Source organism: Duganella sp. Leaf126, from assembly GCF_001423125.1.
In the GTDB taxonomy this organism is placed as follows: domain Bacteria; phylum Pseudomonadota; class Gammaproteobacteria; order Burkholderiales; family Burkholderiaceae_D; genus Rugamonas.
This window is the reverse complement of the sequence record NZ_LMNW01000012.1, coordinates 320,913-336,030: the sequence shown is the minus strand read 5'-3', so window position 1 is coordinate 336,030 and position 15,118 is coordinate 320,913. Positions and strand designations below refer to the sequence as shown.

13 protein-coding genes are annotated in these 15,118 nt (G+C 65.9%); 10 read left to right on the top strand and 3 right to left on the bottom strand.

Annotated elements, in window-relative coordinates:
* The first annotated feature begins 223 nt into the window (after positions 1 to 223).
* From ASF61_RS09205 to ASF61_RS09185, 5 genes are all read left to right on the top strand, one after another.
* The gene (locus ASF61_RS09205) at positions 224 to 946 is read left to right on the top strand and encodes a response regulator transcription factor (RefSeq protein ID WP_056154301.1); all 723 of its coding nucleotides are present in this window, start codon (positions 224 to 226) and stop codon (positions 944 to 946) included.
* Between the two features lie 50 nt (positions 947 to 996).
* Positions 997 to 1,338 carry a hypothetical protein gene (locus ASF61_RS09200; protein ID WP_082491397.1) on the top strand — a complete coding sequence of 114 codons (342 nt, stop codon included), beginning with the start codon at positions 997 to 999 and terminating at the stop codon, positions 1,336 to 1,338.
* Between the two features lie 100 nt (positions 1,339 to 1,438).
* Positions 1,439 to 3,595: a TonB-dependent receptor gene (locus ASF61_RS09195; protein ID WP_056154296.1), complete on the top strand. Its 2,157-nt coding sequence runs from the start codon at positions 1,439 to 1,441 to the stop codon at positions 3,593 to 3,595.
* Between the two features lie 217 nt (positions 3,596 to 3,812).
* Positions 3,813 to 5,300, top strand: a complete 1,488-nt coding sequence (locus ASF61_RS09190; RefSeq protein WP_056154294.1) for a serine hydrolase — start codon at positions 3,813 to 3,815, stop codon at positions 5,298 to 5,300.
* Positions 5,301 to 5,525: 225 nt separating this feature from the next.
* Entirely contained in the window at positions 5,526 to 5,828 is a 303-nt protein-coding gene (locus ASF61_RS09185) for a hypothetical protein (protein ID WP_056154291.1), read from the top strand.
* A gap of 48 nt (positions 5,829 to 5,876) precedes the next feature.
* Here ASF61_RS09185 and ASF61_RS09180 read toward each other — a convergent pair whose 3' ends face one another.
* Positions 5,877 to 6,914: a GGDEF domain-containing protein gene (locus ASF61_RS09180; protein WP_056154288.1), complete on the bottom strand. Its 1,038-nt coding sequence runs from the start codon at positions 6,912 to 6,914 to the stop codon at positions 5,877 to 5,879.
* Between ASF61_RS09180 and ASF61_RS23215 the strand changes: the two genes are divergently transcribed.
* Entirely contained in the window at positions 6,886 to 7,077 is a 192-nt protein-coding gene (locus ASF61_RS23215; protein WP_156369507.1) for a hypothetical protein, read from the top strand. The two genes, ASF61_RS09180 and ASF61_RS23215, sit on opposite strands and share 29 nt — an antisense overlap.
* Before the next feature lie 143 nt (positions 7,078 to 7,220).
* On the opposite strand, the gene ASF61_RS09175 is transcribed toward ASF61_RS23215, so the two are convergent.
* Complete coding sequence (locus ASF61_RS09175; RefSeq protein WP_056154285.1) at positions 7,221 to 7,853, bottom strand: hypothetical protein; 633 nt, start codon at positions 7,851 to 7,853, stop codon at positions 7,221 to 7,223.
* Positions 7,854 to 8,080: 227 nt separating this feature from the next.
* On the opposite strand from ASF61_RS09175, the gene ASF61_RS09170 reads away from it, so the two are divergent.
* A complete protein-coding gene (locus tag ASF61_RS09170) occupies positions 8,081 to 9,772 on the top strand; it encodes an alkaline phosphatase family protein (protein ID WP_056154282.1) in 1,692 nt (563 codons plus the stop codon).
* A gap of 60 nt (positions 9,773 to 9,832) precedes the next feature.
* Here ASF61_RS09170 and ASF61_RS09165 read toward each other — a convergent pair whose 3' ends face one another.
* Positions 9,833 to 10,201 (bottom strand): response regulator, encoded by a 369-nt coding sequence (locus ASF61_RS09165; RefSeq protein ID WP_056154279.1) that lies wholly within the window; start codon positions 10,199 to 10,201, stop codon positions 9,833 to 9,835.
* 155 nt (positions 10,202 to 10,356) lie between these two features.
* Here ASF61_RS09165 and ASF61_RS09160 point away from each other — a divergent pair, with 155 nt between their 5' ends.
* From ASF61_RS09160 to ASF61_RS09150, 3 genes are all read left to right on the top strand, one after another.
* Positions 10,357 to 11,964 (top strand): carboxylesterase/lipase family protein, encoded by a 1,608-nt coding sequence (locus ASF61_RS09160; protein WP_082491395.1) that lies wholly within the window; start codon positions 10,357 to 10,359, stop codon positions 11,962 to 11,964.
* A 265-nt stretch (positions 11,965 to 12,229) separates the two neighbouring features.
* Positions 12,230 to 14,602, top strand: a complete 2,373-nt coding sequence (locus ASF61_RS09155) for a M1 family aminopeptidase (protein WP_056154273.1) — start codon at positions 12,230 to 12,232, stop codon at positions 14,600 to 14,602.
* A complete protein-coding gene (locus ASF61_RS09150) occupies positions 14,602 to 15,093 on the top strand; it encodes a DUF6702 family protein (RefSeq protein WP_056154272.1) in 492 nt (163 codons plus the stop codon). Before ASF61_RS09155 ends, ASF61_RS09150 begins: the two co-directional genes overlap by 1 nt.
* The last annotated feature ends 25 nt before the right edge of the window (positions 15,094 to 15,118 follow it).

Sequence of the window (15,118 nt, the reverse complement as noted above, 5' to 3'; positions counted from 1 at the left end):
ACGCCGGGCCCACAGTGTAGGTGCCGCGCCGCCTGCTGCCATCACCGGTAATGACCGGCCCGCGCTACCTCTTTCGGGGAGTATGCCGGCCTTCCCTGGCCGTTATCACCCGATCTGGTGATGACGGCACCACCGGATCGGGTCGTGGCATTTTCGACCATCGCAGTTACGCTGTCGTGGCGCTGGCGACGTATCGCCGGCACGGCAACCCAGGAGAAACCTTATGCGACTCGATAGCAAAAGCTGGCCGCAGGCAGCCAGCGGCAGCAGCACCAGCCAGGCCGGCACCGCCGGCATGCCGCCCGACCAGAAGCTCACCGTGGTGGTGGCCCATGCCGATCCGATCGTCAGCGCCGGGCTGGCCGCGCTGCTGGCCGGCGGCGCCGACCTGGACGTGCGCATGGACGTGCACATGGCAACCGACCAGGCGGCGCCGGCAGAGGGTCATGACGACGCCGCTGTACTGATCCTCAACCACAAGGACGGCATCGCGCAGATGCGCCGCGCCGCCGACGCCCTGCCCGGCGCGCCCCAGCCGCGCATACTGATCGTCACCCAGCTCGAGCGCGAATGGGACGTGCGCACCGCGATGATGGCCGGTGTCCACGGCTATCTGCTGCAGCACAGTCCGGCCGACCAGTTGCTGACCGCCGTGCGCACGCTGGGGCGCGGCGCGCGCTACCTGAGCGCGGAACTGAGCCGCTGCGTGGCGGACAGCTTTACCCGCATCGGCTTGACCAGCCGCGAAACCGATGTGCTGCAGCTGCTGGCCCAGGGCCAGTGCAACAAGTCGATCGCGCGCGAACTCGGGATCGGCGTGGGCACCGTCAAAACCCATGTCAAGGGCCTGTTCGACAAGCTGGGCGCCACGGCGCGCACGCACGCCGTGGTGCTGGCCACCCGGCGCGGGCTGGTCGGCGACCACGGGGAACTGCGCCGACATTGATACGATAACAAGCGTTGTCGTTATGGGTACATCCCTGTAGAATCGCGCCCATGCACGCCTCCGCCGCCAGTCACGTCACCTCGCACCGACAGTTGCGAACCCAGCGCTACCAGCGCCTGGTGATGGTGTTCGTGCTGCTGTTCCTGGCGTTGCAGCTGCTCGGCGCGAATGCGCACGCCCACGCGTATGCCGAAAACCATACGGATTGCGCGGCCTGCCAGGTGGCCGACATGCCGCTCGGCGACCTGCCGCCGCCGGCCGCGGTGGCGCCGCTTGCCGTCACGTTCGCCTACGCTGCGCCTGCGCCGGCCTACCACGCACCACGGCTGCGCACCAGCTATCTGACGCCCCCCTCGCACGCGCCGCCGGCCGTTGCTGTTTTTCCCCTCTGATCGTTTTCCGAGTTTCGGCGCTTGCCGCCGATCCGACGCTTTTTTGCGTGACGCCGCTGCACGTCCGTGCACCGTCACGCCCGACATCCAAGGATAGAACATGCAACACGCTCCTCAACTGCGCGCCCTGCCACTGCTGCTGGCTGCCGCCTTCTACACCACCCACTCCCACGCTGAAGATGCGCCCGACGCCACCGGCACCGACCAGCCGCTGCAACAGGTGGAAGTGACCGCCGCGCACCTGAAAAGCGCCCGCATCGACCTGTCGCCCAATGTCGGCACCACCGTCTACACGATTGACCGCCACATGATCGACCAGCTGGGACAGGGCGACAACACGCCGTTCAACGAAGTGCTGCTGCGCCTGCCGGGCGTGAGCCAGGACTCCAAGGCATCCGGTTCGATCCACGTGCGCGACGACCACGCCAACGTGCAATACCGCGTCAACGGCGTCCAGCTGCCGGAAAGTATCAGCGGTTTCGGCCAGTCGATCGATACCCGCTTCGTCCAGCAGACCGACTTCATCACGGGCGCCCTGCCGGCGCAGTTCGGCCTGCGCACGGCCGGCATCGTCGACATCCAGACCAAGGAAGGCACGACCCAGCCGGGCGGGCGCATCGGCGTACTGGCCGGTTCCAACAACCATTACGAGCCGAGCGCGGAATTCTTCGGCACCCAGGGCGCCTTCAACTACTACCTGTCGGGCAGCTACCTGCGCAACGATCTTGGCATCGAGAACCCGCTGCCGGGCCGCGATTCGCTGCATAACCACACCCAGCAGACCAAGTCCTTCGGCGCGCTGTCGTACTTCCTCGACGACCAGACCCGCCTGGGCCTGATGTTCGGCACCTATAACGGCCGCTTCCAGATTCCGAACAACCCGGACCAGGCGCCGGCGTTTTCGCTGACCGGCCAGAGCGACGCCGCCGCCGGCACCACCAACGCACCGTCGTCGCAGCTGGACCAGCACCAGCGCGAGGTGAACCGCTTCGTGGTGCTGTCGCTGCAGAAAAGCCTGGGCGACCTCAATTACCAGGTCTCGGCCTTCCACCAGTACTCGGAACTGCACTACACGCCCGATGCGCTGGGCGACCTGATCTACAACGGCGTCGGCTCCGACACGCTGCGCTCGAACTCGGCCAGCGGCGCCCAGTTCGACCTCAGCTACAAGCTCAACCCGCAGCACACGCTGCGCACCGGCCTGTCGTATGCGCGCCAGAACACCCGCAGCGACAACAGCGTGGCCGTGTTCGACACCAACGACGACGGCAGCCAGGCCTCGACCGACCCGCGCACCATCGTCGACAACAGCCGCCAGACCGGCAAGCTCGGCAGCGTGTACCTGCAGGACGAATGGCGCATCGCCGCGCCGCTGACGCTGAACTACGGCGTCCGTTACGACAAGGTGCGCGCCTTCATCAACGAGCAGCAATGGAGCCCGCGCGCCAACCTGGCCTGGCAGGTCGGCAAGGACACCGCCCTGCACGCCGGCTATTCGCGCTACTTCACGCCACCGCCGCAGGAACTGGCCGCCCAGGAGAGCATCGACAAGTACGCCGGCACCACCAATGCGCCGGCCGTGGCCATCTCGGACAACGTGCGCGCCGAGCGCACCAACTACTTCGACGTGGGCGTGAGCCACAAGGTCAACGGCCAGCTGACCCTGACCGCCGACGCCTACTACAAGAAGATCCACAACATGCTCGACGAGGGCCAGTTCGGCCAGGCGCTGATCCTCTCGCCGTTCAACTATGAACACGGCTTTGCCAAGGGCCTGGAACTGTCGGCGATCTACAGCCAGGCGCACTGGGGCGGCTTCCTCAACCTGACCACGCAACGCGCCAAGGCGGAAAACATCGTCTCCGGCCAGTCGCTGTTCGGCGTCGATGAACTGGCGTACATCAGCAACCACTACATCTACGTGGACCACGACCAGACCTACACCGTGTCGGGCGGCGCCCACTACCACTTCGGCGATTCGCAGATCAGCAGCGACTTCCTGTACGGCAGCGGCCTGCGCACCACGCCGGACGGCGCTGCGCCGAACTCCGGTCACCTGCCGTCGTACACCACGGTCAACCTGGCGCTGACCCACAACTGGAAACAGTCGGGCGCCGGCAATGTCGAAGGCCGCATCGCGGTGATCAACCTGTTCGACAAGTCCTACCTGCTGCGCGACGGTTCCGGCGTGGGCGTGGGCGCACCGCAGTACGGCGCGCGCCGTTCGCTGTACGCAGGCCTGTCGACGAGCTTCTAACTTGTCCCTAGCGCCGGCCGCTACCTTGGGTATCGGCCGCGCGCGTGACCTCGCGGGTGGCCGCGCACCTGGCTGCGCGTCCGCCTGCACGTCTACCCTGACTTCCGGCCGCGCATTTGCCCGCGCATTTGCTCGTTGTATTCGCAGGTCGAACTGGGCATAATCGATCAGGTCGATTGTGTAGTGAAACGGACCCGGAAGTTGAATCCTCTCCCCTATGCCCAATAAGCTGGTGCCGCGCCTGGTCATCGCCGCCGGCGCCTTGCTGGTGGTGGCTGCCGGCGCCGCCCTCACCCTGATCGGGCGTCCGCCCCAACTACTGCGGGTGGGCGCTGCCTACGGCGCCAAGATCGTCTGCTCCAACGTCTTCATCGCCCACCGCGATGCGCAGGACGTGCTGGCCGATGACGTGCAGGCGCCCGGGCATCCGTTGCTCAAGTACCTGCGGGTACGGGTGGACCGGCAGAACAAGACCGTCCATGCCGACTTTTTCGGCCTGCTGGGCCAGGGCCTGGCCGTGTACCGGCCCGGCACCGGCTGCGCGGTGGTGCCGGACGGCGACCTGGCCCAGGCCAGCCGCTATCAATACCCTCCCCTGCGCATCTGGAGCGCCTCGCCCAACGTGCCATGGCCCACCGGCGCCATGGCCGAGACGCTGCCGGCCATCCAGGCTGCCGTCAACGACGACAAGCTGGCCGGCCCCGGCATGCGCGGCCTGGTCGTGATCCATCGCGGCCGCCTGGTGGCGCAGCGCTACGGCGACGGTTTCGGTGTCGGCGTCCCGCTGCTCGGCTGGTCGATGACCAAGACCGTCACTGCGGCGCTGGCTGGCATCGGCATCGCCGACGGCAGCCTTGCACCGGGGCGCACGGGCTGCTGGGCGGATCCGGCCGACCCGCGCGCGCAGATCACGCTGGCGCAGCTGATGGCCATGACCAGCGGCCTGCAGTTCAATGAAGCCTACGGCGACGTTTCCGACGTCACCCGCATGTTATACCTGGAACCGGACATGGCGGCCTTCGCGGCCGCGCAGCCGCTGGCGCACACGCCGGGCACGGTATGGCAGTATGCGAGCGGCAGCACGGTGCTGCTGGCGCGCATCTGGCAGCGCGCAGCGGTGCCGACCGGCAGCGTCAGCGCAACCGGCGCACTGGCGCTGCCGCACGACCAGCTGTTTGCCCCGCTGGGCATGAGCAGCGCCATCATCGAAGCCGATGCACGCGGCACGCTGGTCGGCTCCAGCTACATGTACGCGACGACCCAGGACTGGGCGCGCTTCGGCCAGTTCCTGCTGCAGGATGGCGTGTGGCAGGGCAAGCGGATGCTGCCGCCGGGGTTCGTCGCAGCGATGCAGGCCCCGGTGCCGGCCTCCGGCGGCCGGTACGGCCAGGGCCTGGTCTGGCGCCAGGGACCGACCACGGGTCCCAACGCCGACGGTCCGTACGGCCTGCCGGCCGATACCTACTGGATGCAGGGCCACGACGGCCAGTCGATCGCCATCGTGCCGTCGCGCCAGCTGGTGGTGGTGCGCCTGGGTCTGACACCGGACGCGCTGCAGTACCGGCCGCAGGCGCTGCTGGCGCAGGTGGTGCAACAGGTCGATGCCATGCCGCCGCCAATCGCACCGGCGCCGCGGGCGGACCAGGACGACGATGAGGATGAGGACGACGCGCCGGATGCAAGCACCGCAGCTGCGTCGCGCTAATGCCGATGCGCGACCAATGCACGCGCAGTATCTGCAGGTAAGCGCTCTCAATAAAAATTTGATTTTTATACCACCTTAAGAGAATGGCAGCTGTGTGACGCGGCTGCCACGCCAGCACGATTTATTCTCCGAAATTCGGCAACGCGGCGCCATGAATACCGGTCGGTGACATTGTGTGAATCTGTACCGGTATCGGCCCACGTATAAAGCAGGAAGGGGGAAACTATGGCTTATCTGGTCTCGACACTGATCCTGGTTGCGCTGCTGACCGTGCCGGTACCGCTGGTCGCGTGGTATTGCGCGCTCGGCTATCTGCACGATAACCTGGAACGTTTATGGGTGGCGCCGATCCTGCTGCTGCTCTGCCTGACATCGCCCTGCATCGGTTTTGCGATGATGCGGCAGACGCTACGCACCAGCGGCATTTATCTGTATATGTCGAGCCATCTGATTTCTCTGATGGCCGTCATGTTTTCGATTATCGTTTTCAGGAAGAGCCTGCGGATTTCCCTGTCCTGGATGTTTTGACCGCCTGCGCCCCCGGGCCGGGATGGCTGTCCGGTCCGGCCAGCCGCCTTAGCGGCCGTCGGCTGCCGCTTGCGCCACCCGCACCGTGTTGCGCCCGCCCTCCTTGGCCGCATACAGCATCTTGTCCGCCTGTTCCAGCCACTCGGCCGGTGCGGTACCGCGCGGCATCGGGGCGACGCCGATCGAGGCGGTGATCGGGTGGCCGTCGAGCAGCGGTGCGGCGGCAACGGCGCTGCGCAGGGTGTCGGCCAGCTTGCCGGCTGCGCGCACGCTGGCGCCGTGGGCAATGATGGCGAATTCTTCGCCGCCGTAACGGAAAATCTCGTCGGTCACGCGGGTGTGGTGCCGCAGCACGTCGCACAGGCGGCGCAGCACTTCGTCGCCGGCCGGATGACCGTGGTGGTCGTTGACCTGCTTGAAGTGGTCGAGATCGAGCAGCAGCAGGCATGCCTCGGGCTGCGGACGGCGTTCGGCTGCGTAGCCGGCCAGCTTGCTGTCGAGGGCGCGGCGGTTGCCCACGCCGGTCAGGAAGTCGCGCTCCGCCTCGATGTGCAGTTCGCGGTTTTGCAGGCCGGTGCGGTGCGAAAAGATATAGGCGAACAGGTTGACCAGCGAGATCGTCACCACCACCGTCAGCAGGTTCAGCAGGTGCATCTGCGGCTCCAGCATGGCCACCAGCACCAGCAGCGAGACGCTGTTGATCGCCAGCGCCACCTTGGGCCGCAGCATGAAGAACGCCGCGATCATGGTCGGGTACACCCAGTACACGAGCGACAGTCCGCGCAGGTAGATCGTGGCCAGCATGCCCGCCGAATAGAACAGCGTGACACCGAGGCTGGCCACCTTGTGGCGCCCCGTGTGCCACACGTGCACGATCACCGACAGCATGGCCAGCACCAGCGCCAGGTCCACCGCTGCCGACAGCCATGCCCCCTGCCACAGACGGTACAGGCCGAACGGCAGGATGCTGGGAATGCTCAGCGCGCACATGATCATCAGGATGACCTCTTCCTTGCTGCGCTGACGGCGGTCGGACAGCCATGCAAACGGACTGTCCTTGCTGTTTCTCGACTCTGGTATCGGCACTGCTCGTCTCTTCTCTCTGTCTGGTCAAGATCGGCGTTTCAAGGCGCGCGTGCCGCTGCGATCATCGCCGGCGACGGCACTGAAGCAGGGCAAGCAGGGCAGCGCGCCGGACAGCGCCATCGTTACCGGGAACAATATCACGATCGCGGTGCAGCAGCGCTGACCCGTGGCGCCCGGGCCGTGCCACCGCTCGCCCCTGCCCTCGGCAGCGTCCCGTCGTGGCAGCTGCCGGCATGGCCACCCGGTCCGGCAAAAAAAAACGGGCTTTACCTGGCCGGCAAAACCCGTGTTGCGGAATCGGTGCGATCAGGCCGTGGCAGCAGCGGCGGACACCACGCCGTAAGCGCGGTTGGCCTCGACCAGCGAAAACGCCGACGGCCCATCGGCCAGCGCATCGAGGCGGCCGGCGCCGGCAATGGCGCGGTACGTCAACGGCTCCTGGTAACGGCGCAACTCTTCCTCGCTGACCTTGCCGTCGTGATTGGTGTCGGCTGCCAGGCGGTCGCTGCCCGGCATGTTGAGCAAACCGTTTTCCTGGACGCCCGGCAGTGGCGGCGGCGGCGGCAAACGCCCTTCGACCAGCGGCTCGGCGCCGAACTTAGCGCGGAACACCTGCGCTTCGGGACGCTGGGACAGGCTCTTCAGACCGTCGTCGAACTCTTTCAAAGCCTGCTTCAGGCCGTCATCGTCGGAATCGGACACCGCCTGCAGCGCGGCAGCTTGGCCGCCGTCGGCTTGCGTATCGGTTGCGGTATCGTTGCTGGCGCCGACGGCACCGGCGGCGTTAAAGCCGGGCAGCGACATATAGGCAGCGATCGACGCGCCCAGATCGTCGGCACCGAGATCCTGTGCCGGCGCGATCTGCTGGGTACCCTGCGACTTCTCGGCAACGACTGCCGCCGACAGGGTGCCACCACCAATACTGTTTACCGTTATCATTTCCTGCTCCCGAAGACAGATTCCTCACGGCATCATTCTATCAAGTATTTTTCCGACAAGCACGTAATTTAGCGGCTTCCCGGCCCGATTGCTGTGTTTTCCCCAACAAAAATGCGCTCCCCCGCATTGCCATCATGTCATGAAGCGGTCACATGCGCGCTGTAAGCTGCCGCCCGGCCCATGGTACGCTGTGGACCACGTCCCATTCCCATCGACCAGACTTTCCCATGACGACACCACTGTCCCTGCCCGCCCTCGTACTGACCGTTTCCACCCTGGCGCTGAGCGCGCTCACTGTCCATGCCGCCCCCTTCACGCCGGGCGCAACCACGGCAGCGCCGCCGCCGAAGCTGGTGGTGGTGCTGGTAGTGGACGGCTTGCCAAACGAACAGGTGCAGCGCTACCGCGACCAGTTCGGCAAGGGCAAGCAGGGCGGCCTCGGCCGGCTGCTGGCCGAAGGCGCCAGCTTCAGCAACGCCCACCAGGCGCACGGCGTGACCGTCACCGCGGTCGGCCACTCCGCCGTGCTGAGCGGCGCCTACCCGTATGTGCACGGCATCATCGGCAACAACTGGATCGATCCGGTCACCAAAAAGTCGGTCTACTGCACCGAAGATACGCGCTACACCTATATCGGCGAGCACACCGAGCCCAGCGACGGTACGGCGCCCACGCGGCTGCGCGTCGATACGCTGGGCGACCAGCTGCGCTACGCTTCCGGCAACCGCAGCAAGGTCATCACGGTATCGGGCAAGGACCGCGGCGCGATCCTGCTTGCCGGTAAAACCGGCACCGCCTATATGTACATGGACAAGACCGGCAACTTCGCCAGCAGCACCTTCTACATGGCCGCGCATCCGGCCTGGGTGACGCAGTACCAGGCCGGCAAGCCGCAGGACCGCTATTACGGCAAGGCCTGGAGCGCGCTGTTGCCCGAGGCCGCCTATGCCGGCGATGCCCACGACGACCTGACACCGGCAAAGCCCGGCGGCCATAACCGCCTGCCGTACACCTATTACAGCGAGAGCGGCCAGATCGACGCGGCCTACTACAACAGCCTCAAGACGGGGCCCTACCTGGACCAGCTGACGCTGGACTTCGCGCGGGCGGCCGTGGAAGGCGAAAACCTGGGCCGCAACGACAGCGCCGTACCGGACCTGCTGGGCGTAAGCCTGTCGGCGCACGATTACGTCAACCATGCGTACGGCCCGGAGAGCAAGCTGTCGCACGACCACCTGCAGCGCGTGGACCGCATGCTCGGCGAATTTTTCAATTACCTTGACCAGCGCCTGGGCATGGACAACGTGCTGGTGGTGCTGACCGCCGACCATGGCTTTGCCAACACGGCCGAGTTCTCGAACCAGCAGCGCAGCGAAGCGCAGCGCATCAATGGCGACCAGCTGATGCAGGACCTGGGCAAGCACCTGTCGGACAAGTTCGGCGGCGCCAGGCTGCTGGCTGCCTGGTCGCTGCCCAACATCCACCTCGACTACGCAGCGGTCGACAAGGCCGGCTTGCGCCACGCCGACGTGGAAGACGCCGCCGCCCGGTTCCTGCTGCAGCAGCCCGGCATCAGCGACGCGATGACCCGTACCCAGTTCGAGAGTGGCGCCGTGGCCGGCACCCGTATCGCCACCCTGATGCGGCGCGCCTGGAACCGCGAAGCGTCGGGCGACCTGATGGTGATCACGCGTCCGTACTGGTACTTCGCCAGCACCGCCAGCGGCACCACCCACGGCTCGCCGTATGCGTACGACACCAACGTGCCGCTGATGCTCATGGGTAAACGCTGGATCAAACCCGGTTACTACGGGCAGTATGCGGAAGTGGTGGACATTGCGCCGACGCTGGCGAACATCCTGCACGTGCGCCCGCCGGCAGGGTCCGAGGGCCGGGTGCTGGTGGAGACGCTGAAATAGGGGACGTTGAAACTGGAACGGCGACTCGCGCACCGCGCGAGTCGCCTGCAGGCGCCAGCCTCAGTTCAGGGTGGCCAGGTAGTCGTTCAGGTGCTCGAAGTTGAGCGGCTTGGAAAAATGCTGGGTGAAGCCGGCTGCCACGGCCTTCTTGGCGGAGTCGTTGTCGGCCGAGCCGGTGACTGCGATGATCGGCAGCGCTTCGGCGCCCGGCATGCGGCGGATCGCCCGCACCGCGCCGAAACCGTCCATCCACGGCATGCCCAGGTCCATGATGATGGCGCGCGGCATGCCCTCGCGCACCCAGTCGCAGGCTTCGTAGCCATTGTGGGCCGACGCCGTCTCGTAACCGTGGTGCTGCAGCATGGCCGACAGCATCTCCACCATTTCGACATTGTCATCGACGACCAGGACTTGTTTTTGGCTTGCCATGATGGGCCTCGTGTTGGTTGATGGGTTGATTGATTGTTGATGGCTAAATCGTAGCAACGTGCCGGTCCCATGTATGTTCGCCAGCGTACGCTGCCGTCACGCACCAGATGGCGGGCAGGAGTATAGTTGCCGTTTTCCTCACAACCGAAGCTGCCATGACCCTCCCTGCCCGCCTGTTGTTTGCCGCCAGCGCCACCGCGCTCACCTCGCTTACCGTGCTGTTCGCCGCGGTACCGGCCGCCGCCCACGCCGCGCCAGCGGCCAAGTCCCCCGCCCAGGCCCCGCGCGCCACCACGACCGGCGGCGTCGTCCAGGGCGCGCTGGTCGCTGACGGCGTCGTCTCGTACAAGGGCATCCCGTACGCGGCGCCGCCGGTAGGCGCGCTGCGCTGGAAGGCGCCGCAACCGGCGCCCGCCTGGCGCGGCGTACGCCAGGCCACCGCGTTCGGTCCGCGTCCGATGCAGCTGCCGCTGTTTGCCGACATGGTGTTCCGCTCCGATACCGCCAGCGAAGACTGCCTGTATCTGAACGTCTGGACCCCGGTCCAGCCTTCCGGCGTCAAGCACGCACGGCTGCCGGTCCTCGTGTACTTCTACGGCGGCGGCTTCGCGGCCGGCGACGGCTCCGAGCCGCGGTACGACGGCGCCGCCATGGCGGCCAGGGGCATCGTCACCGTCACCGTCAATTACCGCCTCAACGTGTTCGGCTTCCTGGCGCACCCGGAGCTGAGCGCCGAATCGCCGCACAAGGCGTCCGGCAACTACGGCCTGATGGACCAGGCGGCAGCGCTGCAATGGGTCAGCAACAACATCGCCGCGTTCGGCGGCGACCCGGCACGCGTCACCATCGCTGGCGAGTCGGCCGGCTCGTTCTCGGTCAGCGCCCAGATGATCTCGCCGCTCGCCAAGCGCCTGATCGCCGGCGCCATCGGCGAAAGCGGTTCGCTGCTGGGCCTGTACGCGCCGCAAAAGCTGGCCGATGCCGAACGCGCGGGCGCCGACTTCGCCGGCAAGGTGGGCGCGGCCGACCTGGCCGCACTGCGCGCCATGCCCGCCCAGCAGCTGCTCGACGCCCTGCCTGCCACCCGCACCGGCTTCTTCGTGATCGAAGACGGCTATGTGCTGCCGGGCGCGCCGCAAGCACTGTACGCGGCAGGCCGGCAAGCCCGGGTGCCGCTGCTGGCGGGCTGGAACTCGCACGAAGGCTCGGACAAGCAGGTGCTAGGCATGGAGGAACCGACCGTCGCCAGCTTCACCGCAGCGCTGCAGAAGCTGTACGGCGAGCAGGCCGACAGCGCGCGCCAGGCCTACCTCGGCGACGGCGCCAGCGCCGACCAGGTCACGGCCGCTGCCGTCAACCTGGCCAGCGACCGCTTCATCTCGTACGGCACCTGGAAGTGGCTCGACACCCACGCCCGCACCAGCGGCAAGCCCGTGTACCGCTACTTCTATACGCGCGCACGGCCGGGCAATGTGGGCGCTGCCCACTCGGCGGAAATCGAATACGCGCTGGGCAACCTCGATGGCAACAAGACCTATGCCTGGACGCCGGAAGACCGGGCGCTGTCGCAGCAGATGCAACGCTACTTCGCCAACTTCATCAAGACCGGCAATCCCAACGGCGCAGCTCTGCCAGAGTGGCCGCAGGCGCGCGCCGGCGCCGGCGCGCAGGTAATGCTGCTCGATGTGGATCCGCACGCCATCGCAGCGCCCGACGACGCCCGCTTCGAATTCCAGGACGCGATGGCGACGCAAAAACGCTGAGCGGTCCGCGATACGGCCAGCGAAATTTCCGGGCGCGGCAGCCAGGCTGGCCCGGCCACCGTGGTGCACCGCGCGCGTGCGTGCACCACGGCTGCACCGGCTTAGTGCCGGCTGAGGGCCGACTCGGTGCGGGCTGTGGTGCAGTGCCGACAGTGTCGGTATAAACCGTATGTTGATTTGTATATTAATGTATCTGGAGGAAACAATTTGTATGGTTGCGATACACTAGCTTCTTTTATTCGGGACCAGAGCAGGATACCAAACTATGCGCAAAACCTTCGGCTTCATGGCCTTATGCCTGACCGTCTCCGTCTCTGCATGGGCGGCGGAACCCTTCGACGACAAATTCCGCCAGCTCGACGAAATCCTTCCCACTCCCAATACCTACCGCACGGCCTCCGGCGCTCCCGGCGCAGCCTACTGGCAGCAGCGCGCCGATTACACGATCCGCGCCACGCTCGATGAGGCCCGGCGCGCCATCACCGGCACCGAGCAGATCCGCTACCACAACAATTCGCCCGACACCCTCACCTACCTGTGGGTGCAGCTGGACCAGAACATCTACAAGAAGGATTCCGACGCCCGCATGATGCTCACGCAGCCGTCGCGCGAGGCGTGGACCAAGCCGCGCGGCGCCGAGGATGGCTTCAAGTTCGAGGGTTTGCGCAGCGTGCTGGCGGGCCGCGACTTCGACGGCGGCTTCAAGATCGCGGCCGTGACGGCCGGCGGCCAGCCGCTCAAGTACGTCATCAACCGCACCATGATGCGCATCGACCTGCCAGCGCCGTTGAAGCCGGGCCAGAGCTACAGCTTCAATATCGACTGGTCCTACAACATCAACGAACAGGTGGTGCTGGGCGGGCGTTCCGGCTACGAGCATTTCGACGCGGACAAGAACGACCTGTTCGAGATCGCCCAGTGGTTCCCGCGCATGGCGGCCTATTACGACGTGACGGGCTGGCAGCACAAGCAGTTTCTCGGGTCCGGCGAGTTCACGCTCGAATTCGGCGACTACGACGTCAGGCTGACGGTGCCGGCCGACCACGTGGTGGCTTCCACCGGCGAACTGCAGAACCCCGGCGACGTCCTGAGCGCCGCCCAGCGCGACCGCCTGGCACGGGCCAGGACCTCGGACAAGCCGGTGGTGATCGTCACCCAGGCCGAAGCCGAGCAGGCGGAAAAATCGGTCAGCACCGCATCGAAGACCTGGCACTTCAAGGCATCGAACGTGCGCGACTTCGCCTGGGCCTCGAGCCGCAAGTTCATCTGGGATGCGCAGGGTTACAAGAAGGGCGGCAGCAACGTGCTGGCGATGTCCTACTACCCGAAGGAAGGCAATCCGCTGTGGGAGAAGTACAGCACCCAGGCCATCATCCACACCATCGAGCAGTACAACAAGTTCAGCTTCGACTACCCGTACCCGACCGCGATCTCGGTCAACGGCCCGGTGGGCGGCATGGAATACCCGATGATCTCGTTCAACGGGCCGCGTCCGACCAAGGACAAGAAGACCGGTGAGATCACGTATTCGCAGCAGACCAAGTATGGCCTGATCGGCGTGATCATCCACGAGGTGGGCCACAACTACTACCCGATGATCATCAACTCGGACGAGCGCCAGTGGACCTGGATGGACGAAGGCCTCAACACCTTCGTGCAATACCTGGCCGAGCAGGCGTGGGAAGACAATTACCCGTCGCGCCGCGGCGAACCGCGCAACATCGTCGATTACATGCGCAGCCAGAACCAGGTGCCGATCATGACCAACTCGGAGTCGCTGCTGCAGTTCGGTAACAATGCGTACGCCAAGCCGGCCACCGCATTGAACATCCTGCGCGAAACCATCCTGGGCCGCGAGCTGTTCGACTATGCGTTCCGCGAGTATGCGCAGCGCTGGGAGTTCAAGCGTCCCACCCCGGCCGACTTCTTCCGCACCATGGAAGATGCCTCGGGCACGGACCTCGACTGGTTCTGGCGCGGCTGGTTCTACACCACCGACGCCGTGGACATCAGCGTGGACGGCATCACCGAGTACGGCGTCAATACCCAGGATCCGGAAAAGGAAAAAGCCTGGCGCCGCGCCCAGAAGGCGGCGCAGCCGGTGTCGATCTCCGAGCAGCGCAACAAGGCGCTGCCCAAGCGCACCGACGCGCACCCGGAACTGAAGGACTTCTACAACGAGCACGACGAGTTCACGGTCACCAACAAGGACCGCAACACGTATGCCGAAGCCGTGGACAAGCTCGAACCCTGGCAGAAAAAGCTGCTCGACGAAGGCAAGCACCTGTACCTGGTGGACTTTTCCAACCTCGGCGGGCTGGTCATGCCGCTGATCCTGGAAATAGAACTCAAGAGCGGCAAGAAGTATATCGAGCGCGTCCCGGCCGAGGTCTGGCGCTATTCGCCGAAGAAGATCACCAAGCTGATCGTCACCGACGAGCCGATGGTGGGCCTGACCCAGGACCCGTACTGGGAAACCGCCGACATCGACACCAGCAACAATGCCTGGCCGCGCAAGCCGGGCCAGTCGCGCCTGGAACTGTTCAAGACCGAGCGTGACAAGGTCAACCTGATGCGCGACTACAATACGCCGCTGAAAGCCAAGGACGACAAGTCCAAGGCCGAAGCGGGCAATTGATGGTACGGCCCTTGCTGCGCGGCGCCGCTGCCCTGCTGGCATTGACCAGCATGGCGGCGACCGCCCATAACTACCACATGGGCATCGCCGACATCAGCTACAACACGCGCTCGGGCAGCACCGAAATCGTCCATACCTACACGGCGCACGACGTGGCAGCACTGCTGAGCCGCCAGGCGGGACGCCTGGTGGACCTCGGTCAGCCGGGCAGCGAAGCGCTGCTGCGCAAGTACGCGGAGCAGCAGTTCGCCGTGGCGGGCCGCAAGGGCGAACGCCTGCCGCTGACCTGGATCGGCATGAAGGCCGATGCCGACAGCGTGGTGATTTTCCAGGAAATTCCGCGCACCCGCCTGACGCCGGGCGCGCGCATCCACAACGCCATGCTGACCGATCTGATCCCGACGCAGAAAAACACGGTCAATGTGCAGATCGACGGGCCGGTCAAGACGCTGGTATTCGACCAGGGCGCGCCGGACCAGCTGGTCCCCTAGCGCCCCGTCCAACGCAGGCTGGCAA

What these genes read in the sequence shown, in the direction of transcription:
- ASF61_RS09185 (WP_056154291.1), top strand. Translation starts at nt 5,526, where the DNA reads ATGGCTTATCTGGTCTCGACACTGATCCTGGTTGCGCTGCTGACCGTG.
- ASF61_RS09155 (WP_056154273.1), top strand. Translation starts at nt 12,230, where the DNA reads ATGCGCAAAACCTTCGGCTTCATGGCCTTATGCCTGACCGTCTCCGTC.
- ASF61_RS09160 (WP_082491395.1), top strand. Translation starts at nt 10,357, where the DNA reads ATGACCCTCCCTGCCCGCCTGTTGTTTGCCGCCAGCGCCACCGCGCTC.
- ASF61_RS09200 (WP_082491397.1), top strand. Translation starts at nt 997, where the DNA reads ATGCACGCCTCCGCCGCCAGTCACGTCACCTCGCACCGACAGTTGCGA.
- ASF61_RS09150 (WP_056154272.1), top strand. Translation starts at nt 14,602, where the DNA reads ATGGTACGGCCCTTGCTGCGCGGCGCCGCTGCCCTGCTGGCATTGACC.
- ASF61_RS09170 (WP_056154282.1), top strand. Translation starts at nt 8,081, where the DNA reads ATGACGACACCACTGTCCCTGCCCGCCCTCGTACTGACCGTTTCCACC.
- ASF61_RS09175 (WP_056154285.1), bottom strand. Translation starts at nt 7,853, where the DNA reads ATGATAACGGTAAACAGTATTGGTGGTGGCACCCTGTCGGCGGCAGTC.
- ASF61_RS09190 (WP_056154294.1), top strand. Translation starts at nt 3,813, where the DNA reads ATGCCCAATAAGCTGGTGCCGCGCCTGGTCATCGCCGCCGGCGCCTTG.
- ASF61_RS09165 (WP_056154279.1), bottom strand. Translation starts at nt 10,201, where the DNA reads ATGGCAAGCCAAAAACAAGTCCTGGTCGTCGATGACAATGTCGAAATG.
- ASF61_RS09205 (WP_056154301.1), top strand. Translation starts at nt 224, where the DNA reads ATGCGACTCGATAGCAAAAGCTGGCCGCAGGCAGCCAGCGGCAGCAGC.
- ASF61_RS09195 (WP_056154296.1), top strand. Translation starts at nt 1,439, where the DNA reads ATGCAACACGCTCCTCAACTGCGCGCCCTGCCACTGCTGCTGGCTGCC.